23 protein-coding genes are annotated in these 23,501 nt (G+C 43.1%); 14 read left to right on the top strand and 9 right to left on the bottom strand.

The genetic code is table 11. The features are described from left to right. Positions 1 to 28: 28 nt before the first annotated feature. The 3 genes from KA713_08535 to KA713_08545 form a co-directional block, all read right to left on the bottom strand. A complete protein-coding gene (locus tag KA713_08535; GenBank protein ID UXE68600.1) occupies positions 29 to 7,144 on the bottom strand; it encodes a gliding motility-associated C-terminal domain-containing protein in 7,116 nt (2,371 codons plus the stop codon). A gap of 45 nt (positions 7,145 to 7,189) precedes the next feature. Next, entirely contained in the window at positions 7,190 to 7,336 is a 147-nt protein-coding gene (locus KA713_08540; GenBank protein ID UXE68601.1) for a hypothetical protein, read from the bottom strand. A 408-nt stretch (positions 7,337 to 7,744) separates the two neighbouring features. Next, positions 7,745 to 8,818: a DUF1573 domain-containing protein gene (locus tag KA713_08545; protein ID UXE68602.1), complete on the bottom strand. Its 1,074-nt coding sequence runs from the start codon at positions 8,816 to 8,818 to the stop codon at positions 7,745 to 7,747. A 72-nt stretch (positions 8,819 to 8,890) separates the two neighbouring features. Here KA713_08545 and trpS point away from each other — a divergent pair, with 72 nt between their 5' ends. Further along, the gene (trpS, locus tag KA713_08550) at positions 8,891 to 9,862 is read left to right on the top strand and encodes a tryptophan--tRNA ligase (GenBank protein UXE68603.1); all 972 of its coding nucleotides are present in this window, start codon (positions 8,891 to 8,893) and stop codon (positions 9,860 to 9,862) included. A 1-nt stretch (position 9,863) separates the two neighbouring features. On the opposite strand, the gene KA713_08555 is transcribed toward trpS, so the two are convergent. Next, a complete protein-coding gene (locus KA713_08555; GenBank protein UXE68604.1) occupies positions 9,864 to 10,268 on the bottom strand; it encodes a hypothetical protein in 405 nt (134 codons plus the stop codon). Positions 10,269 to 10,400: 132 nt separating this feature from the next. Between KA713_08555 and hppD the strand changes: the two genes are divergently transcribed. The 5 genes from hppD to KA713_08580 are packed head-to-tail and all read left to right on the top strand — an operon-like array spanning position 10,401 to position 14,221. Continuing rightward, complete coding sequence (gene hppD, locus KA713_08560) at positions 10,401 to 11,498, top strand: 4-hydroxyphenylpyruvate dioxygenase (protein UXE68605.1); 1,098 nt, start codon at positions 10,401 to 10,403, stop codon at positions 11,496 to 11,498. Between the two features lie 9 nt (positions 11,499 to 11,507). Beyond that, positions 11,508 to 11,750 carry a hypothetical protein gene (locus KA713_08565; protein ID UXE68606.1) on the top strand — a complete coding sequence of 81 codons (243 nt, stop codon included), beginning with the start codon at positions 11,508 to 11,510 and terminating at the stop codon, positions 11,748 to 11,750. Next, positions 11,728 to 12,141 carry a PIN domain-containing protein gene (locus KA713_08570; GenBank protein ID UXE68607.1) on the top strand — a complete coding sequence of 138 codons (414 nt, stop codon included), beginning with the start codon at positions 11,728 to 11,730 and terminating at the stop codon, positions 12,139 to 12,141. Before KA713_08565 ends, KA713_08570 begins: the two co-directional genes overlap by 23 nt. Continuing rightward, positions 12,138 to 12,455, top strand: coding sequence for a cupin domain-containing protein (locus tag KA713_08575; GenBank protein ID UXE68608.1), 318 nt, complete (start codon positions 12,138 to 12,140; stop codon positions 12,453 to 12,455). The genes KA713_08570 and KA713_08575 overlap by 4 nt, the downstream gene beginning before the upstream one ends. Before the next feature lie 41 nt (positions 12,456 to 12,496). Further along, entirely contained in the window at positions 12,497 to 14,221 is a 1,725-nt protein-coding gene (locus KA713_08580) for a phospho-sugar mutase (GenBank protein ID UXE68609.1), read from the top strand. A gap of 68 nt (positions 14,222 to 14,289) precedes the next feature. On the opposite strand, the gene KA713_08585 is transcribed toward KA713_08580, so the two are convergent. Continuing rightward, a complete protein-coding gene (locus tag KA713_08585; GenBank protein ID UXE68610.1) occupies positions 14,290 to 14,952 on the bottom strand; it encodes a uracil-DNA glycosylase in 663 nt (220 codons plus the stop codon). A 103-nt stretch (positions 14,953 to 15,055) separates the two neighbouring features. Here KA713_08585 and apaG point away from each other — a divergent pair, with 103 nt between their 5' ends. From apaG to rplI, 7 genes are all read left to right on the top strand, one after another. Further along, positions 15,056 to 15,442, top strand: a complete 387-nt coding sequence (apaG, locus tag KA713_08590) for a Co2+/Mg2+ efflux protein ApaG (GenBank protein ID UXE68611.1) — start codon at positions 15,056 to 15,058, stop codon at positions 15,440 to 15,442. A gap of 4 nt (positions 15,443 to 15,446) precedes the next feature. Then, entirely contained in the window at positions 15,447 to 16,229 is a 783-nt protein-coding gene (locus KA713_08595; GenBank protein UXE68612.1) for a class I SAM-dependent methyltransferase, read from the top strand. Between the two features lie 39 nt (positions 16,230 to 16,268). Then, on the top strand, positions 16,269 to 17,177 hold the full coding sequence (locus tag KA713_08600) for a chromosome segregation protein SMC (GenBank protein UXE68613.1): 909 nt from the start codon (positions 16,269 to 16,271) through the stop codon (positions 17,175 to 17,177). A 52-nt stretch (positions 17,178 to 17,229) separates the two neighbouring features. After that, positions 17,230 to 17,970, top strand: a complete 741-nt coding sequence (locus KA713_08605; protein UXE68614.1) for a DUF547 domain-containing protein — start codon at positions 17,230 to 17,232, stop codon at positions 17,968 to 17,970. A 213-nt stretch (positions 17,971 to 18,183) separates the two neighbouring features. Continuing rightward, positions 18,184 to 18,561, top strand: coding sequence for a 30S ribosomal protein S6 (locus KA713_08610; GenBank protein ID UXE68615.1), 378 nt, complete (start codon positions 18,184 to 18,186; stop codon positions 18,559 to 18,561). Between the two features lie 26 nt (positions 18,562 to 18,587). Then, positions 18,588 to 18,830, top strand: coding sequence for a 30S ribosomal protein S18 (locus KA713_08615; GenBank protein UXE68616.1), 243 nt, complete (start codon positions 18,588 to 18,590; stop codon positions 18,828 to 18,830). 18 nt (positions 18,831 to 18,848) lie between these two features. Then, positions 18,849 to 19,292 (top strand): 50S ribosomal protein L9, encoded by a 444-nt coding sequence (rplI, locus tag KA713_08620; protein UXE68617.1) that lies wholly within the window; start codon positions 18,849 to 18,851, stop codon positions 19,290 to 19,292. Between the two features lie 86 nt (positions 19,293 to 19,378). On the opposite strand, the gene KA713_08625 is transcribed toward rplI, so the two are convergent. From KA713_08625 to KA713_08640, 4 genes are read right to left on the bottom strand one after another with little or no spacing between them, the layout of a single operon-like run. Then, positions 19,379 to 19,945 (bottom strand): DUF3109 family protein, encoded by a 567-nt coding sequence (locus tag KA713_08625; GenBank protein UXE68618.1) that lies wholly within the window; start codon positions 19,943 to 19,945, stop codon positions 19,379 to 19,381. After that, a complete protein-coding gene (locus tag KA713_08630; protein ID UXE68619.1) occupies positions 19,946 to 20,356 on the bottom strand; it encodes a putative toxin-antitoxin system toxin component, PIN family in 411 nt (136 codons plus the stop codon). Positions 20,357 to 20,369: 13 nt separating this feature from the next. Then, positions 20,370 to 20,582: a hypothetical protein gene (locus KA713_08635; GenBank protein ID UXE69083.1), complete on the bottom strand. Its 213-nt coding sequence runs from the start codon at positions 20,580 to 20,582 to the stop codon at positions 20,370 to 20,372. 24 nt (positions 20,583 to 20,606) lie between these two features. Further along, complete coding sequence (locus KA713_08640) at positions 20,607 to 21,149, bottom strand: DUF4442 domain-containing protein (protein ID UXE68620.1); 543 nt, start codon at positions 21,147 to 21,149, stop codon at positions 20,607 to 20,609. A gap of 98 nt (positions 21,150 to 21,247) precedes the next feature. Here KA713_08640 and KA713_08645 point away from each other — a divergent pair, with 98 nt between their 5' ends. Further along, entirely contained in the window at positions 21,248 to 23,500 is a 2,253-nt protein-coding gene (locus KA713_08645) for a UvrD-helicase domain-containing protein (GenBank protein UXE68621.1), read from the top strand. Position 23,501 lies beyond the last annotated feature (1 nt).

Consider the following 23,501-nt stretch of genomic DNA (forward strand, 5'->3'; position numbering starts at 1 on the left):
GCTTCAGTTAAGTTTCAAAATCTATTTATCAATTGTTATCATACAAGATACTAAGAGAACCTTTGCGCGGCTCCTCATCATCTAGCACAATGATGTAGTAGTAAGTACCTGAAGCCAGCTTCTTACCGCTTACCGTTCCATCCCAAGGTGAATCGTAGCTCGTCTTATCATAGACTAAACTTCCCCATCTGTTAAATACTTTTACGCTGATGTTGGTATAGTTCTTCAATCCACTTATTTGCCATACCTCATTGCTTCCGTCATTGTTGGGGCTGAACGCATTGGGAACAAAAACCTCGCACTCTCCTTTCGGGTCGGTGTTGAGGGTAATGGGCAAGCAAACCGGTTCGCCTTCGCCACAAGTGCCCACGGCACGAACACATAAGTCACCGGACAGTTCTCGCTTTACGCGCAACGTAATCGTGTTTGTATTTGTCGCCCCCGAGGCCGTTGCCCCAACGGGTAGTGTCCATCGGTATTCAATCGCATTTTTGATGGGCTCAATGCGATAATCGGTTTGTGATTCTTTGCAAACAAAATTGTTTCCGTCAATGAAGGAGGGTGAGCCAATTGGTTCTGGCACTGTAATAGGTAAGCTGAGTAAAATCGGGGCACCGCATTCCATGGTGGCCATTACGTCAATTTTTGAAGACTGAATAAGTGCACCAAAATCAATTAGGATAAATGAGCCCGTGCTTGAACCTACAGCATGCAGCGGCAATGCCCAAGTGTAATTGAGAACATTCGAAATGCCTTCAACGGCATATCGAACTTGCGTAGTGTTAGGGCAAATGATTGTTTCTCCCACCAGCTTGGTTTTTGAATTATCTCCATTCGCTATCACAATAGGCAATGTACTCACCGTGGTAAATCCACAACCCGTCACGCCCTTCACCGAAAGGTCTCCACTTTGGGCAGCAGAAAAATCGATGTTGATAATGGAGGAGGTAGATGTGCCCACTGCACCTTGGGGCAACGTCCAAATATATTGGGTAACACCTTCTAAAGGTTCAACAGTGTAGGATTCATTCGCGGCTTGCGGACAAAGGCGCCCTTTGCCACTGATGTTGCCCAATAGCGGAGTACTTTCCAACAATGCAATGGCAAGAGTAGCTGGCGCACCTACGCCACAGGCATAAACGCCCGATACGCTTAAGCTGCCAGCTAGGGTGGTGCCAAAGTCAACAGTTATTGCGTTGCTGGTTGAGCTGCCTGTTGCACCCTCTGGCAATGTCCAGCGATATTCATTGGTATCGGGTGTTACTTCATACACTACTCCGGTTTGACTTGGACAAACAGCCGCAGGCCCCAAGATATCTGGCGGTGTTGAATTTCCTTCCTCCACCGTGATGGGCAATTCAACCGAGGAACTTGCTCCGCAGGTGAGTACTGCCGAAACACTTATTTTTCCAGTAAGCGGATTGGCAAAGTTGACTGCGATGGTATTTGTGGTGGATGAGCCGCTGGCACCGCTGGGCAATACCCAGTTGTAGGTGGTGGCACCAACGACAGGCGGAATGCTATAACTCACTTGCGTAGTGCCTGCACAAATCAATTCAGGACCTGCGATAGATGTGTTCAAGATGGCCGAACCAGGTAAAACCGTAACATCTATCGTGGCCGCAGCACTTTCGGTGCATCCATTGCTGGCTTTCACGCTAATGCTTTTTACACCTGCACTCGTAAAGTCGAGGGAGATTACATGGGTGGTGGAGGTACCCGTTACGCCTGAACTCATTTGCCATATATAGCTCGTTGCATCTTTTACCACGGGTATTTCATACGTAATGCCCATTGCATTTGCGCAGACCTCTATTGGCCCGACAATGGGCTTTGGATTTTCCGTTAGGGAATTCAACTGTACATAATAGGAACTTTGAGGGCCTGGGCCGCATTGGTTCACGCCTGCTACGGAAACATATCCACTTGCAGCGGCCGTAAAATCAACATCAATGATAGTGGTGGTAGAGCTGCCAGTGGCACCGGTGGGCAACTTCCAAAGATACTTGTCGGCATCGGCATATTGCACGGCAGAAATACTGAAATTAACGGTACTTGAATTGCCGCACGCAATGGCATTGCCCGAACTTTGTATAATCGATGGCAAGAGAGGCTTAGGCGATACCGTTATGTATTCGACTTTTGTTTCTTTATTTTCAAATGAGGTGCCTTCATTGATGATGAGCGTTACCGTTTTTAAACCGGGTGTAGTGTAAATCACTGACGGTGGTGTTTTGGCAGCGCCAAACCCACTAATGCTTGCTGGCACAGCGCCATCACCAAAATTCCACGTCCATGATGTTGCCCCAACGGAAGCATCGGTAAACGTAACGGGTGTATTTGTGCAAACCGTAGTAGTTGAACTAAAATCAGCATCGGCCAAATTGCAATCTGGGTTGATAGTAACGGTTAGGCTTTGTGCCTCGCTTTCGCCACATGCGCCTATTGCCTTTACGCTTAGCGTAACAGTGCCTGTGCCATTAAAATCCACTTCGATGGAATTAGTAGCAGACGTTCCTGTTAAGCCCGATGATAACGTCCAGCTATAGCTGCTCGCAAACGCAACTGGAGAAACAGAATAGACTTCGTCTTGTGTGTTAGGACAGACCACTGTATTGCCCACCATGGCAGCGGGTTTTGCGGGTGGCTTTCCAGTGATTTCAACCAACAATCGGGCGGGCTCTTCACTTTTGCCGCACGCATTGTTTGCATACACCAAAATAGAATTGCTCGTTCCCGTTCCAAAATCAATGGTTACTGTTCGGCTTATGGTTGTAACGGTTGTTTGGTTGGGGAACCCCGCCATGGATGTGCCCAATGGAATGTCCCACGTATAAGATGTAGCGCCTGGCACTTCATCAACGGTATATGATTGAACGGTAGAGCCGCTACATGCCAATGCATTACCGCTAATCATGGATGGATTGGATGGCCGTGCTTGAATAAAAATAGTAGTAGAGCTAATGATTCCTTTGAAAGAGGGGCTGCTCGATACAACGCGCACCTTATAATTTGTTCCTGCCAAAACATTAGTAGGAATTTTTCCAACAATCACTCCCGATGTTGTTCCGGCCAACGTGCCAATTACAATTGGCGCAGTGAAATTACCATCGCGGTTTGAAAGTTGCGCAGTGAAAATATTCCGCGTGTCAAAAGTTCCCGTTGCCGTGAACGGGACATTTATTTCACTTCCCGGACAATAAGAGCTAGTGGTTAAGGCCAGTGTTTCAACGGTCACATCGGTAGGGCAGCTATACGTTGCCCAACAGATTGCTTGCTCTAAGAGTTTAATACCATCTGTGGTTAAATCCAAAACACCTTCATTGCTCATATAAAAACCAACCCTTCTGGCAGGTGAGGTGAGCCCGAATAGGGCTGTGCCTTGCTCGTATCCTACAATAGAAATTTTTTCAGGTGTGCCTTTGATGGTAGCTATTACAATGCCTGCTGTTGCGGGCTTGCCCCAGTTTACCGAATGGGGATTGGTGTACACCGTCACATCTCCGGTGGTTAGTCCTTTACCAAGTTCGTGCGTGTTGTCAACCATGTTTAACTGCGTTTGGTTGAGCTGCGTGCCCAAATGAACATCGGTGGTGCCATTAGTAAGGCCGAGCTCATCAAACAAAGAACCCAAATAGGAAATGATGGGAACAGTTGCATTGAGAAGTTGGTAGTTGATTAAAAGCGGGTCGGATGAAGCCGAAATAATAATCATGGCGGCACAACTGCCATGCGCTTCGTTTATTTTTTCATCGGCAATAGGCAGCACAGAATATCCTAGTGTTTCTACTCTATTTTTAATGGATTGGTCACTTGCACTGAGCGTCTCATCACCCACCACCAATATGACCGTCTTTTCTGTGATGGGTATCACATTCACTGACTTTTGCTGCGGTGCGGTATTGCCACAGGGTGTTTTTGCCGCCACTGAAATCGTACCCGCTGCACTACCCCATGCCACTTCAATGGACGCACTGCCTTGCCCTTGCAAAATGGTTACTCCGGCTGGCACTGTCCAAGTATATTCATCTACACCAAATACAGGGTCAACACGATAGATTGCCTTTGTTCCGCTGCAGAGTAAATCAGGGCCCTGTATGGCAGCTAGTGCTTGGTCTGCCGGTAACACATTGATGTAATTATATTTTTGCTCGTAATCGCTCACGTTGGTTTTGAGCAGCACATTCAATTTTACGGTCTTCAAACCTGGTGTGGAGTAGCTTACCGTAAATGGGCCTTTTCCAAAAGTGTTAGGCGATAGCGAGGCACCCTCTCCAAAATTCCAAACCCAGTTGGTAGAATCGCCCACGGATGTATTCGTAAATGTTATCGAGCCCCCCACGCATGCTGTTGTGAAAGTGGCTTCAAAGTTTGCGCGGTAGTTCGCAGCTTCTTCATCGATTACGGGATTGCTATCAATCTTGCGCTCTTCCAGCGTGTCCTTCGGTGCCTGCCGCCAAACATCTTGGTACCATACCGCGAGGTAGGAATCATTCAATGGATTGGTGTCGGTCATATCCAAATTGAACGGTTCAGGGTTTAAGGCATTGCTTTTTTGAAAGTTTCCGTTGATTGTTCCACCTGTAATCATTTTGCCTTTGCTTGTTTCACCAATCGTGCTAATGATGTTGTCGCGAATACCGAAACCTCTTATCACACCCGTTCCCAATTCATCTGAAAATGTTCCCCAGAAAGTCCGAATGCTGTAATCAGGATTTACGATGAGCACTACCATATCTCCACCAGCATACTTGTCCACCAATATCCCATTCAAATGCTGTACATCACGGTCTGCAAACTGAGCGGCCGAAGCCCCGCCAATATATACATACCCTTTTTGGTCAGCATGGATGTAGCCATCTTTGATGCGGTAAGAGTTGCTGACACCACTTGACAAACGTGGAATAATGTATTGGCCGCGCTCTACTTCACCCGTGCGGGGATTTACTGTACAGAAAAAAGCAATGTGTGCCGATTTTGTATTGAAGGGCGTGTTGAAATTATCAAAGGTCACTAGTTTGGTTGGCGGGTTCGTGCACCCATTGTTGGCAATGGTTTCTTTTCCATTCCACCGAAATACGCTATTGCCACCGGCCGCCTCGCCAAGGAAATACAGTTTGCCATCTTTTCCAACATTGATTCGGTATCCCCGTGTATCAGCTTCATCTTTACCCAGTTCGCTTCCTGCAAAACCAAATGTTTTAAAGATAAAGCTTAGATTACCTGCTACTAATGCGTATGCTTTTATAAAAGCCGACTGCACGGGCAATCCATTGAACGGGTCGGCTAGGTCACAAGTGATGCCATCGAGCGTGCCATTATTAAAACCAGTCACATAAACGGAATCTCGTTTGATGGTAATGTCATTCACATAATTATCGGTGAGCGTAACCAATCCCGATAAGGAAACGCCATTGGCATTGAATACTTTAAATTGCTTGCTGCGAAGGACTACCACGTGACCGTTATCGTCAATATCAACATTGATTTCGCCCGAACCCCACAGACTGGATGGTGGAACATTCCATAGTTGATTCATACCTGTAGAATCCAAAACAGAAACCCCGAAATCGCCACCTACCACCATTCTGTACTGACCAAAATTCTGCACTTCATAATCATCAATCTGATTGCCCAAGTTGGTTACGCTGATGATGGTATCGCCAAACGTGTTGAAGTGAATCACGCGACCTCTACTACTGGCAGTTGCGCCATTAAAATTCTTGACGATAAATGGCCTCGGTGCTTTTACTTCACTAAAATTGCCGGCCACAAAAACATGGTGGCTGCCCGCGACACCGGTGTTAATAGGCGTGTTGTCTCCTGCACCACCCACGTAGGTAGCTGTTTCCACATGCAGGTTTCTTGTTTTGGCCGGTTTGTCGGGGTCGAACGTCAACCGATAGATGCCAAGCTGTGCGCTCTTGTCTGTTTGCCAATCGCATACCTGTGGGTCTTTCATTCCATCTTTTACCACATACAGCGTCTTGCCGTTATCAGGCGAGGTGAAATGGCGCAAAGTGTTGTGGACGCACGCCACATCAAAAAGTTCAGCTATGGGCACATTGGTGGTGGGGTTTAATTTTAATATCTCACCGCGTGGTAAAGTAAAAATGCCGTTGGCTGTTGGGTAAATGCCTGCATTGCCCCAGTAAGAGGCTATATAATAAAACTTGTCTCCCTCCCATCGATACACGCCTGTTTCAGATGAAGCATAGATATCGCGTTTGTCCCAACTGGCTGTCCATCCACCGCTCGGCCCCCAGTTGATAGGTGGCTTACTTGGATTGACACAGCTCTCGGGATTGCTGTTGCCGGTCATGTTTTTCCAGCTTACACCTTCCGAAACGTTCTCCCATTTTTGCGAGCGAGGGACCCATACCCACAGGTAGTTAGGGATACATTTCTCCTGCCCCCAGCGTGTATATGAAACAAAGTATTTGAAAATGCCACCGATGCGGTCGGCAAATACCAGCTTATAGCTCTTGATGTTTGACGCACTCATCAGTTGGTGCGGATAGGGACCAAATCTATCAAAAGTCCATTGACCTGAGACTGTACTGAACTTGCCAATTTGATTGTAATTCCAGCACCCCACTTTACCACTTTCCAATACTGTATAAATCGTGTCGCCAATGGCCTCTGAGTTTTGAAATTGATAGCCATCTGCAGGATTGCCTTCTGAACATGAACCGAACACGGATGATTTGGTAAGCTTGGCCGCGCTGATTTTTTTCCAGCCAGTAGGGTGGGCTGAATAATCTTTTGTAAATTCATATACCTCGCCTCTATCCAGCATGTAGAGGGTAGTGCCATTGGTAACCAACTGCAGACTATTGAGCGGCTTCTCTGCTACCTTAGTCCATTTGGCGCGCAACGTATCATGCCTGAATAGGCCACCGCTGCACGATGTAGTGTTGGACCCATTTAAACCATACTCGAGGGAGGCGTATACCTCGCCACGGAGATGAATCATGTTATTGACCTGAAAATCATCACGTTCCCAGCCAGCGTAGCCAGCACTTTGGCCGATCGCAGCACATTTGGCGAAGCCATCGTTCACTTCTACCCAAGTATCTTTTTGTGCGAATGAAACAGCGAATGGAATAACAAGCAGGAGACAAAAAACAAAAGCACGAATCATGAAATCAATTTAGCTTAAAAAACAAATGTAGTAACCTCCAGTCATCTATATCCAGTCCAGTCGATGAACAACCGCCTGCGCTAACTTGGGTAAAATGGAGATAGACAAGAAACGTGCAGAAAGTTCTAAATTCATGCCGCTTTTGTCATACGATTCATTACCCAAAAACAACTCATGTAATAAATGGAGCATACTTCCAATATTACTGCGACTAAAAAAAAAATCAATTCCGTTAAAGAAATTTTTGGTTTGAATCAATTGACCTATCAGCACTCGGTTACTTTTTCTCTGCGTCCTAAAAATCTTATCTCGAGTACTGATTGCCGTTCAACAACACCGATATACCTTTTGAACCCCAACGGGTACCAACGGATCATCCCCCAGCAACTGACACCTTGCGCTTTGGTGAATAACACCAACGCGGACGGAAATCCTTAATCGGAATTGAGATGAATCTCTTACCGTTGGAACAACTTGAATTTTCAATAGATAAAAGTATTGTCCATCGGTTGCGTTAAACTGAGTAAAATAGAAATCCGCCTGTTTAACAGGGTTTGCAAAAAAATTTTTATTCGTTAAGTCCAGTTTGGAAGTCACCCCTTATTCGATCACCAACTTAATCATCAATCGTTGCACGGGGTTAAACGGGTCAGTAGAGTAAATTGTAATCGCTTTGTTCTGTAAGCCTTCTCTACCTGTTGGATCGAAACTGATTTGCAATTGTGCCACTTCTCCAGGCTGCAGATTTTTGGCTTCAGGCTTAATCGTTAAACACGTACAGTTGCTTTGCATATGACGAATGATCAAAGGTTTTTTTCCACTATTGCGATACGAGATAGTAAGATTAGCAACAATACCCGGTTTAATTGTACCCATGTCAACCGAATAATTTTCTAACTTAAACGCAGCGGCTTTCGTCTGCTCATCGGGGGAAAGAGTAGGAAAAGCTTCTTCCACTGTGGCATACACCGAAAATGATTTATCCGGTTGCGATTCATCATTGGTTTTAAAAACAATGTTATCGGAAAGAAACCCGTATTGATTTTTTAGTTGCGCATCATAGGTGATTTTTATTTTCACTTGCGTGGAGGGAAAAACTTTAGCCGGAATTTGCACCTTGATATGTGTCGGGGCAATTACAGCTAAAATTTTGATGGTGTCTTTTCCTTTATTGAACGTTGGGAATTCGGCAGACATCGGTTCTTTGTTAATAAAAACTTTGCCCACATTAAAAGAGGTATTCCGAAAAAGCAAATGGCCATTCTCAATTAACAAATCGTATGGCGTATTGGTTGTTTTGGCTGTTACCACATTGCCCTTTATGCGAAGAATAATCGGACTGGCATCAAAATCTGTAGTGATGGAAAGGGTTTTATCAAAATATCCGGGGCGGTCTTTGGGGTTATAGCTTACACGAATAAAGCCTGTTTTTCCCGGAGGTGTTTGCTGCTTAGTCCAGTCGGGGATTGTGCAGCCACACGAAGGCTGTACGGTTAATATTTTTACTGGTCGCGTGGCACGGTTAGTGAATGTAAAATCAAAAACCGCCAAACCATTAACTTCTAGTATCTCACCAAAGTCGTGAACTTTCTCGATGAACTGAATGGGCTCTGCCAACTGCGACCATCCAAAAATGGGGCAAGCCACAATACACATCAACAACCATCTTTTCATCTTACCAGATTTACCCTATAATTCACAAATCTAAAATCTAAAATCACAAATCTAAAATCTATCTTTGCCCATATGTCTCGAATACTTACCGGAATACAAAGTAGTGGCAGGCCACATCTTGGTAACTTGCTGGGTGCCATCGTACCTGCTATTAAGCTTTCGCAACAAGCAGGCAACGAATCATTTTTCTTTATTGCCGATTTACACTCACTTACTTCTATAAAAGACGCGAAGCAACGGATTGATAACGTAAACGCAGTGGCATCCGCGTGGCTGGCGTTTGGATTTGATACGAAAAAAAACCTTCTCTATCGGCAGAGCCGCATCCCCGAAGTAACGGAACTGGCTTGGTATCTCAGTTGCTTTACGCCTTTCCCCATGTTGGCCAATGCACATTCGTTCAAAGACAAGTCAGAAAGGCTGGCGGATGTAAATGCCGGGTTGTTTACCTACCCCGTGCTGATGACCGCTGATATTATTTTATACGATGCCCATTTTGTGCCTGTTGGCAAAGATCAGCGACAACATTTGGAAATGGCCCGCGACATTGCCACGAGCTTCAATAACTTGTATGGCGAAATGTTTGTGGTGCCAGAAGCGCGCATTGAAGAAAGTGTAATGACCATACCTGGAACAGATGGACAAAAGATGAGTAAATCGTATGGCAACATCATCGACATCTTTTTGCCCGACAAAGAATTGCGCAAGCAGATTATGTCTATTGTTACGGACAGTACCTCGATGGAAGCGCCAAAAAATCCAGATACAGACAATGTATTTGGTATCTACAAATTAGTGGCTACACCTGAACAAACCGAAGTACTCAAACAAAAATACTTGGCCGGTAATTTTGGTTACGGTCATGCCAAGCAAGAGTTGTTTGATTTGATCATTGCCAAGTATGCTAAAGAGCGTGAGGCTTTTAACTTTTACATGAGCAATTTACCAGAGTTGGAGAAGAAATTAAAGACCAGTGAGGATAAAGCTAAAGTAATTGCTAACAAAGTGCTGACAAAGGTTAGAGGGAAGTTGGGGTTTAGTTAACTTACTTTCCTACCCACACCACCTGCTGCTTGTCTTTTAGATTTAATACAATTCGAAGCGGGTTGGGCACAATCACCAACTTAGTGTCTTTGCCTGGTAAAGAGTCAACCTCCACAAACACGCCTTCCGAGGTGGTTACTGAAAATTCATTTTTGTCGGTAACAGTATAGGCTTTGGCCATGTAGGCAATGGGTAGCAAAATATCCGTATCAGGGCAAAGTTTGTCGTGCACTTCTTGCAAAATCTTCTCCATTTCATCGCCATAATTATCCAGAAACTCATCTTCCAAGTCATGAAGTACTTCCTCAAGATCATCGTATTTGGGATTGTTATAGTCAATTTTCTTCAGTTCGTTGCGTTTGAGGGCAATCTCTAGTACTGCTTGGTCGAGAGCTTGGATGTCCATAGATGAAATTTTTGTCAAGATTGCCGAAAGTAAAAATAAAAACAAGGGAATTGCTAATTTTACCTAAGAAATGCTGTCAATCAAAGCAGCGAGGCATGCAGCATGAAGCCTTAAACCAGACACTAATATTTTATGTCACAAGACGACTTCCTCCCCATCAACGGCACAGACCACATTGAATTTTATGTAGGCAACGCCAAGCAAGCATCGCTCTTTTACCAACATTGCTTTGGTTTTGAATTGGTAGCCTATGCTGGCCCCGAAACTGGCGTGAGGGATCGTGCCTCCTATGTATTGAAGCAACACAAAATTCGCTTTGTGCTAACCTCCTCCTTGTTGCCGGACACCGAGATCAATCGTCATGTGCAAAAACATGGTGATGGTGTGAAAGTTTTGGCCCTGTGGGTAGAGGATGCCACCAAGTCATTTCAAGAAACGATTTTGCGCGGAGCAGAAGTTGCCGCTGAACCTAAAAAACTAAGTGACGAAAATGGTGAAGTGGTAATCTCTTCTATTAAAACCTATGGCGATACCATTCACACGTTCGTGGAGCGTAAAAACTACAAAGGTGTCTTTTTGCCGGGATACAAACCTGCAAAAAGTATTTTCAAGGCAATGCCTATTGGGCTGAAACATGTTGACCACTGCGTGGGAAACGTTGAGCTCGGCCACATGAATAAGTGGGTGAAATTTTACGAAGATGTGATGGGCTTTAAACTGCTCATCACCTTTGATGACAAAGATATTTCCACTGAGTATAGTTCTCTCATGAGCAAAGTGGTATCGAATGGAAATGGGTACATCAAATTCCCCATCAACGAACCAGCCAGCGGAAAAAAGAAATCGCAAATAGAAGAATACTTGGATTTTTACAAAGGCGCAGGGGTACAGCACATCGCCATCGCCACGGATGATATCATTTATACTGTAAGTGAATTGAAAAAACGAGGTGTAGAATTTCTGCACGTGCCCGAAGTCTATTACAACGATGTGAAAGAACGCGTTGGGCACATCAACGAAGATTGGAAGGAACTACAAAAACTCAACATCTTAATTGACCGAGATGAGGAGGGATATTTACTTCAGATATTCTCTAAGCCTGTGCAAGACAGGCCTACATTATTTTTTGAAATCATTGAGCGCAACGGAGCCAAATCATTTGGTAAAGGAAATTTTAAGGCATTATTTGAAGCCATCGAGCATGAGCAGGAATTGAGGGGGAATTTGTAATTTTGATTTATGGAAGCAATTAGAAAGAGAAGAGTAAAGAACTCAAACCAAACAATCACGGTTAATCTACCCAAATACTTTAACCCAAAAGAAGTGGATGTTATTATTCTTCCATCGGAAGAAGAATCTGTACAGGCTAAAGGCATTGACATTGATGAATGGCGTAAGGAGATTGCTGATTTCTATTCCAACTTTAATGTAGATTTATCGAACTACAAATTTAATCGCGATGAGCTCTACGACCGCCCGTAAGTGCTTCTTTGATAGTAATGTAGTCTTATATTTAGTAGGAGAAGATAAGGCTAAGAAAGAAAGGGCTGTTTCGCTGCTAAGCTTAGAATCAATCATTAGCACTCAAGTAGTTAATGAAAATGTAAACGTTTGCCTTAAGAAATTTAAATTCACAAAGGAAAAAACATTTTCTCATGCAAACTTTCTAATTAATCGATTAAACCTAGTTTTAATTGATGAAGCGACTATTACCACTTCGTTCGATATTTATTCAAAATATTCTATAAGCTACTGGGATAGTCTAATTGTTGCTTCTGCCCTAAATAGTGGTTGTGAAATCCTTTATTCCGAAGACATGCAGGACGGTCTAATCATTGAAGGCACACTTACCATAAAAAACCCCTTTACATGAATCACAATTTAAAAGACATACCCTCCAGAGAAGTCTTTCCAGGTTTTGTAGGCCAGTTCATCCACAGCGAACGAATGACATTTGCCTATTGGAAAATCAAAAAAGGAAGCGCTTTGCCGGAGCATTCTCATGTTCATGAACAAGTGGTGAACATGTTGGAGGGAGAATTTGAATTAACCGTGGAGGGGAAATCAAACATTCTAGCACCTGGTATGGTTTATACCATTCCATCCAATGTAAAGCACGCAGGGCGCGCCATTACTGATTGTAAAATATTAGATGTGTTCAATCCCCTCCGAGAAGATTATAAATAAGTTATGCTTTAATGACGAATGCCTTTGCGGCAAAATCAACCATGGATTTATTACAACAATCAAAACAAAAAGCTGAACGGTGGCTTTCGAGCACCGTCATCGATAACCACTCAAAAGAAGAAATCAAAAAACTATTGGGCGATAGCAACACCAAACATCTCATCGACAGTTTTTATAAGGACTTAGAATTTGGTACGGGTGGTTTGCGCGGCATCATGGGTGTAGGTGCCAACTGCATCAATCAATATACCATCGGTTCTGCTACACAAGGCCTTGCTAATTATCTTAAGAAAAGCGTTACCGACAATGAAATAAAAGTGGCCATCGCATATGACAGCCGAAATAACAGCCAGTACTTTGCACAAGTTACCGCCAATGTGTTTTCTGCTAATGGAATTACTGTTTATCTTTTTCCAGAACTGCGCCCTACTCCCCTTCTATCATTTGCCATCCGTTATTTGAAATGCCACTCAGGGGTGGTGATTACGGCATCGCACAATCCAAAAGAATACAACGGATACAAAGCCTATTGGAACGATGGTGCACAATTAGTGCCTCCACACGATAAAAATGTTATCAAAGAAGTAGAGGCTATTACCTCTTTTGAGCAAATAAAATTTGTTGCCAACACCAGTAAAATAAAATTCGTAGATGCTTCCGTAGAGAATGCATACTACCAAGAAGTAACGCAACTCATCCCCCAGAAAGAGAGCATCCAAAAACAGAAAAATATTTCACTGGTGTATTCCAGTATTCACGGAGCGGGCATCACCATGGTACCCGAATGTTTGAAGCGAATGGGTTTTGAAAACGTGAATGTGGTGGAGGAGCAACGCGAACCCAACGGAAACTTCCCTACGGTGCAATCGCCCAACCCTGAAGAGCACTCGGCAATGGAGTTGGCATTGAAAAAAGCACAACAACTAAATGCTGAACTGGTAATGGCTACTGACCCTGATACAGACCGAGTGGGTATTGGAATCAAAAATGATAAGAGAGAATTTTTTCTGTTGAATGGAAACCAGGCCTTTAGCTTGATGATGTGGTTTGTATTGAAAAATCTTTCGCAAAAGCAAAATGCCTACATCGCTAAAACAATTGTAACCACTGAACTGGTGGATGATATGGCCAAGCAGTTAGGTGTTGAGTGTTACAATACCTTAACGGGATTCAAATACATCGCGGAGTTGATGCGAGAACTGGATGGCAAGAAAAAATTCATTGCCGCAGGCGAAGAAAGTTATGGTTATATGGTGGGCGATTTTGTGCGCGATAAAGATGCCGTGAGTGCTTGTGCATTTTTTGCAGCCATGGCGGCAGCCGCTAAAGACGATGGCCAAACATTATATGGTTGGTTGCTTTCCATGTATGTGGAATTTGGTTTCTACAAAGAAGGGTTGATTAACCTCGTTCGCAAAGGCGCGGAAGGTGAGCAACAAATCAAAGACATGATGAAGAAATTTAGAGAAGCACCTCCTACTCAACTAGGGGGAGAAAAAGTGGTGCGCCTACTCGATTATAAAACCCGTGAAGAAAAGAATTTGTTGACAAACGAAAAGCATGCTATTTCACTTCCCTCGTCAGATGTACTTCAATTCTACACAGCCGATGGAACCAAAATTTCGGTTCGACCGTCTGGTACAGAGCCGAAGATTAAATTCTATGTGAGCGTTAAGTCAGTATTAAAGTCAAAATCGGATTTTGAAAGAGTGAGCAACGAGTTGGGTGCAAAGATTAAGATGATAGAGAAAGACTTGGTCGCTTAGTTGCTGCTAAGTACTGGATACTGGTTTCTAGGTACTGGTATCCAGAAACCAGTACCTAGAAACCATCTTCACCATTCAATCTCCTTCAACCCCTTACTCTTCAAATACTCGTTCACTTTACTAAAAGGTTTGCTACCGAAAAATCCTCGGTCAGCAGAAAAAGGTGAAGGGTGTGGCGACACGATCACTAAATGCTTGTTGCGGTCAATCACTTCCCCTTTCTTTTGGGCATACGCCCCCCACAAAACAAAAACCAAGTTCTTTTTCTGATCTGATAAAATTTTTATTGCCGCATCGGTAAAAGTTTCCCACCCTTTATTTTGGTGCGAACCAGGCGAAGAAGCACGAACCGTAAGCGTGGCATTCAGTAATAACACACCTTGACCTGCCCATCGCATCAAGTTACCCGAAGTTGGGATTGGTTTGCCTACGTCATTCTTAATCTCTTTGAAAACATTTACCAACGAGGGTGGCGGCTTAACTCCATCATTCACCGAAAAACACAATCCATTTGCCTGACCTTCTCCGTGATAAGGATCTTGACCAAGAATCACCACCTTCACCTCGTCAAACTTGCAATGGTCAAAGCACGCAAAAACATCCTTTGCCTTTGGGTAAATGGTATGACGGGCATATTCGCTTTTTACAAACTGGGTAAGTTCAACAAAGTAAGGCTTCTCAAACTCGTTGTTTAATCTTTCTTTCCACGAGGGGTCTATTTTTACATCCATTATTGCATCTGCTCTTTTATGCTAAAATTGCGAAGCTAACCCTACGGCTAAGTAAGGAAATTCTTTTCAGCACAAATTAGAAAAAAATCTTATTTTTGAAGTCATGGTAGCTGAAATTACCCAAGGCGTAAAAGTAATTGTGGAAACGGAGTATCAACCCTCCTACTCTAGTCCGAGCCAGCACCACTATGTCTTTACCTACAAAATTACCATCATCAACAATAGCGATTTTACCATTCAATTGATGCGAAGGCATTGGTTTATTCACGATGCAGGCTTCAACATGCGCGAAGTGGAAGGTGAAGGTGTGGTTGGATTACAACCGTTGTTGGAGCCGGGCGAATCGCACCAATATGTTTCTGGCTGCAATCTTAAATCCGGCCTTGGCAAAATGGTGGGCACCTACCAAATGGAACGTATTGTGGATGGGCATCACTTTCATGTTAACATACCTGAGTTTGTGATGGTTGCTCCGCTCCGGTTGAATTGAAGCCGTGAATTTCTTTCCCGTAAAATCATTTTTGCGTCATTGGCTTTTAAAAGTAGATGAACACTCCATTCACTCTCCATTTTTTTATGATTTTTATTTGAAAGTAATTAAAGGTGTTAGCCCCCATCAAAAGTTTGAAGAATTTGAACAAGTACGAACTAAATTACTTTCCAACAATGCAATCTTATCGGTAAATGATTTAGGTGCACGTTCAAGTCATTTCACAACCGCCCAGCGAACCATTGCGCAAGTGGCCAGCACTAGTTTGAGTCCTGCTTCGCTCTGCCAATTAATTGCTCGATTAATGGATTACATGGGCAGTCAAAAAGTAATTGAGTTGGGTACTTCCATGGGAATCCTTTCGTTATACATGGCCAGCAATGAGAATGTGCACCTGACCACCTTTGAAGGCAATCCCGATATGGTAAAAATTGCCCTAACGAATTTTGAATATTTTGATAAAAAAAATATCGATTTAGTGGAGGGTGCTATTGACGACACTCTACCCGCATTTTTACAATTGCCTACCAAAATTGATTTGGTGATTATGGATGCCAATCATCGATACCAACCCACCCTCCGTTATTTTGAATGGTTGATCAAACGCATGGCTGATAAAGGTGTAATGATTATCGATGACATCTACCATTCAGCCGAAATGGGCAAGGCATGGAAAGAGCTGAAAGCACACCAAACGGTATATGGCAGCATGGATCTATTTCGTTGTGGCATTCTTTTCTTTGATCCTGCCTTGAATAAACAGCACTTTGTTTGCTCTTATTCCTGAGAACGATTAATTCACTACATTTAGCTTTTATTTTAACTTATGTCAGCAAGTCCTGCCCCCAAAAAGTCTAGCAAGTCGGCCATTACCATTGTTATTTTGCTCATCATCATTGTGATCCAGAGCGTAAAAATTTATTTGGACTACCAAGAAAAGGTGCAAGTGAAGCAGCAACTGGTAACAACAGAAGAAGACCTAGCGGGCACGATGCAGCGGTTGAATGATGTAAAGGCCGAGCTTGATCAAAAAATTACGGAAATTCAAAAATTGGGTGGTGATGTGGAAGATTTAAAGAAGGCCAAAGCAGAAGTGGAAAAAGAATTGCGTAGAAGCAATGCCCGCAGTACCAAAGCACTCACTGAATTGAAAGACCGCTTGGAGGGATATGAAGAGTTACTGAAACTAAAAGACCAAGAAATAGAAAAGTTAAAAGAAGTAAACAAAGAATTGTTTACCGAAAACAAAACACTCAAAACCAAGCAAAATAAACTGAGCGACTCCATTGTATCGCTCGAAAAAAACAAAAAGGAATTGGCAAGCAAAGTAGCCATTGCTTCCCAGTTAAAGGCAGAAAACATTATTGTTAAAGCTCTCAACGAAAAAGGCAAAGAGCGTGATGCTCCATTTAAAAATCGGTGGTTCAAAAAACTTAAAGTGGAGTTTAACTTAGCGGATAACAAAGTAGCACCCATTGAAGGCAAAAAGATTTTGATCAGGGTGATAGATGCCAACAGTCAAGTAATTTTTGATGTGGCCCGAGGCAGTGGCACATTTATGCTCAACAACAAAGAAGAGTTTTATACTGCGGCACAAGAAATACTCTTCGATAACACCAAGCAGAAACTAACCTTCTTTTACGAAAAAGGAAGCGACTACGCAGAAGGAAACTACATCGTGGAAATATACGCGGAGGGATACAAAATTGGAACGGTTGGGTTTGAAGTCAAATAAATCCAATAGACGTTGAGAATGCATAAATCCCAGCAAACCAAAAACCTTTGCCATGAAAATCATACTCGTTGCTGCATTCTCTTTTATCGCCATTTTTTCTTTTGGCCAACCAAAATCTCCTTCGCACGAAATCTATGATCGATTACTAAAAAAGAATGTGACTGGGGATGGAAAGGTAAACTACAAAGCATTTATTAAAGATTCCACCGAGCTAAACAACTACCTGAAGCTACTTCAAGCAAACCCACCCGATGAAAAGACATGGTCGAAGTACGAACAAATGGCCTACTGGATGAATGCGTACAATGCCTTTACCATTAAGCTGATTACCAAATACTACCCTGTAAAAAGCATCAAGGATATTGGCAGCAAGGTTCAAATCCCTTTTGTAAATACTCCGTGGGATATCAAATTCATTTTTATCGGAAAAGATAAAATGGATTTGAACAATATTGAGCATGGTAAACTAAGAAAGCAATTTGAAGATCCACGTGTACACATGGCATTGGTATGCGCCAGCAAATCGTGCCCAATTTTATTGAATGAAGCCTACGATGCCAACCGCCTTGATGACCAATTGGCCAAACAGACCAAAGCCTTTCTCTCCGATCCGTTTCGAAACAAAATATCGGCAGATAAACCCCAGTTGAGCATGATATTCAAATGGTACGGCATGGATTTCAACAAAGGCGATGGCTCCGTTCGAAAATTCATCAATACGTATTCTACGATCAAAATCAAGCCTGAAGCTAAGATTTCGCATATCGATTATGATTGGAATTTGAACGAATAACTTTTGGGGTAAAATAGGCAGTAGGCAATTAGCAATACGCAAAATCAGCCCCAATCAAGTTTAACTATGGGCAATAATTAGGTTAAAAACAGCTTGTTAGCCTCCAGATTGGCTACTGCTGACTGCCTACTGCCTACTTTTTATATTTTGCCCATTGCCAATTCCCCAAATTTCCCTACCTTCGCGCCTCATTTTAAAACCATTTAACAACTCATGAAACATTACGAGACAGTATTCATTCTTAATCCCGTTTTGTCTGACGATCAGGCAAAGGATACTGTCGACAAGTTCGTGAAGGTGCTAACCAAGGCAAAGGCCAACGTTATCAATGTAGAACAATGGGGACTTAAGAAAATGGCTTACGAAATCCAGAAAAAGTCCACCGGTTTTTACAACCTCATCGAATTTTCGACAGAAGACACATCGCTCATCCACGCATTGGAGACCGAGTACAGACGCGATGAATCGATTATGCGATTTATCACTTTAGCACTTGACAAGCACTCGGTTTTATACAACGAGCGCAGACGCAAAGGAGAATTTAACAGAAACAAAAAGCAAGCAGCACGCAAGGAGGCGGCCACCACATGAGTACCAACCATCAAGCAACCACGCTCATGAACGAATCCGTGAAGCGTGCGGAAAACAAACCAAAGTATTGCCGTTTTAAGAAAAACGGTATCAAGTACATCGATTACAAGGATCCTGATTTCTTGTTGAAGTTCATCAATGAGCAAGGAAAAATCCTTCCTCGCAGATTGACTGGCAATAGCTGGAAATATCAAAATAAAGTAGCGCAGGCCGTAAAGCGTGCTCGCCACATGGCCATTCTACCTTACCTAGCTGACGGATTGAAATAACCTAACCCTGTATCAACCATGGAAATAATATTGAAACAAGACGTAACAGGACTCGGTTACAAGAATGACATCGTAAAAGTAAAGCCAGGGTATGGGAGAAATTACTTGATCCCCAATGGCGTGGCATTGATTGCCAATGAGTCGAATAAAAAAGTGGTAGCGGAAAACGTGCGCCAAGCTGCCCACAAAGCGGCTAAGGTGAAGTTAGATGCTGAAACCTTAGTGGCCAAGATTGGTGAACTTACCATCGAAATCGGAACGAAGGCTGGCGAAAGCGGCAAGATATTCGGTGCGGTTACAGCCGTGCAGGTATCCGATGCTTTAAAGGCAAAAGGTTTTGAGGTAGATCGTAAGAAAATCAGCTTCAAAGAGCAGCCTAAGCAATTAGGTACGTATACTGCCTATTTAGATTTACACAAAGAAGTAAAACATTCTATTACAGTGAATGTAGTGGGAGAGTAATCTCTCTTTGGTCAAAAAAAGGAAAGCCTCACAGCAATGTGGGGCTTTTTGTTTTTAGTTAATTCTACCCCGGATTCTACCCCGGTCTAGACTTTCTCAATCTTCACCACCAACTCCTCATACCACCCCTCTCCATACTTCCTAATCAACGGGTCTTTCAAAAACTTATACAGCGGTACTTGCAGCGATTTGCCTAACGAGCAAGCTGCCGAACAAATGCTCCACTTATGATAATTCACGGCTTCAAATCCTTTCTTGTTTTTGGTGATGCGGATGGGATACAGATGGCACGAAATAGGTTTGCGGTAAGTGATCTTTCCATCTAAATAGGCTTGCTCAATGCCGCACTTCAGTATCCCTTGTTCGTTGTAGTGTGCATAGGCACACTCTCGCCCTTCAATGGTGGGCGTAGAAAAATCGCCATCTTCATCTAAAATATAGGGGCCTTGAGCCTCAATGGCTTTCAATCCGTCTGCTGTGAGATAAGGCTTTACTTGTTCTTGAATGTCCTTCATCACTTGCAGTTCATCTTCTTCCAGTGGGGCGCCCAAATCGCCTTCTACACAACAGGCACCTTTGCATTTTTCTAAATGGCAGACAAACTCAACCTCTTTGATATCGTCTGAAACGAGTATCTCTCCTACTTTAATCATTTACACTAACTTAAGGTTTGACAAAAGCAAATTAGAAAATTCATCAATGGTAATTACAGATATGGCAGGAAATGGAATACTTTTTAAGATGTCAAAATGCCTATCATTCGTAACGAGATAAGATGATTGACTAGCAATGGCGCAATCACAATATTTGTTGTCGTCTTTGTCTACTTCTATTAAATTCCAGTTGTAGTATGGGTAAACAAACTTAACGTTGGGTAATTCTAACAAAACAGCTACAAGAGAATTTGCTGCCGTTACACTATACTTTTGTTGTAGAATTTCTTCGTATTCCAGTATAATCTCCGATGTAATGGCTAGATTAAATTTGTTAGCTATTAATGATTTGTAAATAAGATGATACGGGGAATGTGATGAAAAGCATCTAATTACAATGTTACAGTCCATTACAACTGTCATCCTATTTAGATTTGCGGAAATGTTCGTTCTTCCATGATTCAAAAACCTCAGGTGTATAGCCCTTTTCAACAAAAGCCTTATCTGCTTCTGCAACTGCCTTATTTGAAAGATAGTTAATCAATAAAGATTTTATTTCTTGAAGTTCCTCCTCCGATTGATTATTCCTGAACATTTTCAAGATTTCTAACTGGATGCTATTGAGTGCGGCCGGCATATTCTTTTTTTTCAAAGATAAGAATTATTGCTTTCTCCTAACGAATTCCAGTTTAGCCTCTTGGCTATCGCCCTTTTTCTTTTGATAATGATCTTTGTCGGCAATATAACACAGGCGCTCAATTTCAGCGTGAACCACTTGATCCTTGTCCACCCATTGAATCGTAAATGTTTTGGTGATTTCTGATTTTTCTTTGACGGATGCTTTTATCTCCTGCAAGTCTGTTTCTGCAAGTACGTACTTGGCATACAACGTCTGCTTGCCTGGTTTGCGAAAGCGTATGCTTGCCGATTTGTCCCACACTACATAGCGAGGGCCTAACGCTTTGAACAACATTAGCATATAAAACGGATCGGAGGCCGAAAACATGCTGCCCCCAAAGATGGTGCCCACATAGTTGTAGGTCCATATATTTAACCGCAGGCGCAAATGAACTTCGCTATGGTCTGCTGCCCAAAACAAAATCTTTCCGCCCGAGCCGAAATACATGGGATACCAATTCATGAGCGTGCGAAACTTCCATGTAGCGAATGATTCTTTCTTTGCAGTGGCTAAAAATGGAGGCATTATAAAAAGTACTTAAACCATTGGTTGAACAAGCTCAAAATTAAACTTAATTTCTTAACCTATTTCGACTAATCAACAGTAACTTGCCTTTTGATTTTATGGACAATTACTTACAAACCCTCAACGAACCCCAACTCGAAGCCGTTCTCAATACCGATGGCCCCTGCATGCTGATTGCAGGAGCTGGTTCGGGTAAAACACGTGTGCTTACCTACCGCATTGCCCATCTACTACAAGAACATCAAGTTGATCCTTTCAACATCATGTCGCTTACGTTCACCAACAAGGCCGCCAAAGAAATGCGCGACCGTATTGAGAAAGTAGTGGGTGCGGAAGCGCGCAATCTTTGGATGGGTACTTTTCACTCGGTGTTTGCTAGAATCCTTCGCGCGGAAGCACACCACATTGGCTACCCAAACAATTTTACCATTTACGATACCGATGACTCGAAGTCGCTCATCAAATCGATTGTGAAGGAGATGGGGCTCGATGAAACCCAATACAAAGCCAATACGGTTTACAACCGAATTTCTTCCGCTAAAAACAAGCTCATTTCCTGGCAAGATTATTTGGCCAACCCGATGGTGATGGGCGATGATGCGGCCAACATGCGGCCAGAGATTGGAAACATTTACAAAGCGTATGCGCTTCGCTGCTTCAAGTCGGGCGCAATGGATTTTGATGATCTGCTTTTCAATACCGACAAACTTTTCAAGGAACATTTAGAGGTGCTGAACAAATACCAGCAACGCTTCCGCTATGTGTTGGTAGATGAGTTTCAGGATACCAACCTGTGCCAATATTTTATCATTCGCAAACTGGCAGCCGTTCGTCAAAACATTTGTGTAGTGGGCGATGATGCGCAAAGTATTTATGCTTTCCGCGGAGCAGACATCAGCAACATCTTGAACTTCGAAAAAGATTACGAAGACTTAAGAATTATTAAGCTCGAACAAAATTACCGATCTACACAAACCATTGTGGAAGCAGCGAATTCCGTTATTGCAAAAAACAAAGCGCAATTACCCAAAAAAGTTTGGACGGCAAACGAAGAAGGCAATTTGGTAGAGTTGATCAAGTCGGTTTCGGATAATGAAGAAGGTAAATTGGTTGCTTCTTCCATCTTTGAAGAAAAGATGCAGCACCAATACAAGTTCAGCGATTTTGTGGTGCTCTACAGAACTAACAGCCAGTCACGCTCCATTGAAGAGGCCTTGAGGCGCATGAACATCAAATACAAAGTGGTGGGTGGTCTCTCCTTCTATCAACGGAAGGAGATCAAAGACTTATTGGCCTATTTGCGGTTTTCACTCAATCAGCAAGACGAGGCTTCCTTTCGCAGAATTATCAACTTACCCAAGCGCGGTATTGGCGATTCCACCATCGATAAAATCATTGTGGCGGCCAATGACCACGCCATCTCCATCTGGGAAGTAGTTCAAAATGCCAATTCGTTTTTGGGTGGTCGCGCTTCGGGACCAATTGATGACTTCGTCAATAAAATCAAACGCTTTGGGATTGAAATCCAAACCAAAGATGCCTACGAGGCTGCGGCCGAAATAGCAAAGTCATCTGGCTTATTGAAAGAATTGTACGAAGACAAGACGGCCGAAGGATTGAGCCGATACGAAAACGTGCAAGAGTTGCTCAACGCGATAAAAGAATATGTGGACGATCCCGAAAAGGAAGACAAAAGTTTAGGGGCTTTCTTGCAAGAAGTTTCGCTGATTACCGGCCAAGACGAAAACAAAGACAACGATCCCGACAAGGTAACACTGATGACCATTCACATGGCCAAAGGATTGGAATTCAAAAATGTGTACATCGTGGGCATGGAGGAAGATTTGTTTCCTTCGCAAATGATGCTAAGCAGTCGAGCGGAATTGGAAGAAGAGCGAAGGCTGTTTTATGTAGCGATTACGCGAGCACAAAAAAAACTTTTTCTGTCTTACGCACTTACTCGTTATCGCTTCGGTCGATTGAAGAATTGCGAACCCAGCCGCTTCTTAGATGACATCGATAAGCGTTACATCAAAACCAGCACCAAGTTTGGGGGCATGGATTCGGTAGCACCCAACCCCAACTATGCCAAAAGTTTTGTCACAGGCATGAAAAAGACAGTGAGTTCCCAGCCTGTGGCAAAGCCTACCGCTTACAAACCAGCGGCCGACTTTGTTCCTAGTGATACTAGAGGATTGGTAGCAGGCATGAAAGTCGAGCATCCTAAATTTGGCTTTGGCACGGTGGTACTATTGGAAGAAGTAGGCGCTGAACGCAAAGCCAAAATACATTTTGCTGATTTTGGGGAGAAGACATTATTACTTAGCTTTGCTAAGTTGAAGATACACTGAA

This window comes from Chryseotalea sp. WA131a (genome assembly GCA_025370075.1).
GTDB lineage: Bacteria > Bacteroidota > Bacteroidia > Cytophagales > Cyclobacteriaceae > ELB16-189.

Coding starts and splice junctions, on each gene's coding strand:
- KA713_08545 (UXE68602.1), bottom strand. CDS start 8,818: ATGAAAAGATGGTTGTTGATGTGTATTGTGGCTTGCCCCATTTTTGGA.
- KA713_08635 (UXE69083.1), bottom strand. CDS start 20,582: ATGCCGGCCGCACTCAATAGCATCCAGTTAGAAATCTTGAAAATGTTC.
- KA713_08580 (UXE68609.1), top strand. CDS start 12,497: ATGGATTTATTACAACAATCAAAACAAAAAGCTGAACGGTGGCTTTCG.
- apaG (UXE68611.1), top strand. CDS start 15,056: ATGGTAGCTGAAATTACCCAAGGCGTAAAAGTAATTGTGGAAACGGAG.
- KA713_08540 (UXE68601.1), bottom strand. CDS start 7,336: ATGCTCCATTTATTACATGAGTTGTTTTTGGGTAATGAATCGTATGAC.
- KA713_08585 (UXE68610.1), bottom strand. CDS start 14,952: ATGGATGTAAAAATAGACCCCTCGTGGAAAGAAAGATTAAACAACGAG.
- KA713_08645 (UXE68621.1), top strand. CDS start 21,248: ATGGACAATTACTTACAAACCCTCAACGAACCCCAACTCGAAGCCGTT.
- KA713_08610 (UXE68615.1), top strand. CDS start 18,184: ATGAAACATTACGAGACAGTATTCATTCTTAATCCCGTTTTGTCTGAC.
- rplI (UXE68617.1), top strand. CDS start 18,849: ATGGAAATAATATTGAAACAAGACGTAACAGGACTCGGTTACAAGAAT.
- KA713_08535 (UXE68600.1), bottom strand. CDS start 7,144: ATGATTCGTGCTTTTGTTTTTTGTCTCCTGCTTGTTATTCCATTCGCT.
- KA713_08570 (UXE68607.1), top strand. CDS start 11,728: ATGAGCTCTACGACCGCCCGTAAGTGCTTCTTTGATAGTAATGTAGTC.
- KA713_08615 (UXE68616.1), top strand. CDS start 18,588: ATGAACGAATCCGTGAAGCGTGCGGAAAACAAACCAAAGTATTGCCGT.
- trpS (UXE68603.1), top strand. CDS start 8,891: ATGTCTCGAATACTTACCGGAATACAAAGTAGTGGCAGGCCACATCTT.
- KA713_08625 (UXE68618.1), bottom strand. CDS start 19,945: ATGATTAAAGTAGGAGAGATACTCGTTTCAGACGATATCAAAGAGGTT.
- KA713_08575 (UXE68608.1), top strand. CDS start 12,138: ATGAATCACAATTTAAAAGACATACCCTCCAGAGAAGTCTTTCCAGGT.
- KA713_08600 (UXE68613.1), top strand. CDS start 16,269: ATGTCAGCAAGTCCTGCCCCCAAAAAGTCTAGCAAGTCGGCCATTACC.
- KA713_08565 (UXE68606.1), top strand. CDS start 11,508: ATGGAAGCAATTAGAAAGAGAAGAGTAAAGAACTCAAACCAAACAATC.
- KA713_08640 (UXE68620.1), bottom strand. CDS start 21,149: ATGCCTCCATTTTTAGCCACTGCAAAGAAAGAATCATTCGCTACATGG.
- KA713_08630 (UXE68619.1), bottom strand. CDS start 20,356: ATGGACTGTAACATTGTAATTAGATGCTTTTCATCACATTCCCCGTAT.
- hppD (UXE68605.1), top strand. CDS start 10,401: ATGTCACAAGACGACTTCCTCCCCATCAACGGCACAGACCACATTGAA.
- KA713_08605 (UXE68614.1), top strand. CDS start 17,230: ATGAAAATCATACTCGTTGCTGCATTCTCTTTTATCGCCATTTTTTCT.
- KA713_08555 (UXE68604.1), bottom strand. CDS start 10,268: ATGGACATCCAAGCTCTCGACCAAGCAGTACTAGAGATTGCCCTCAAA.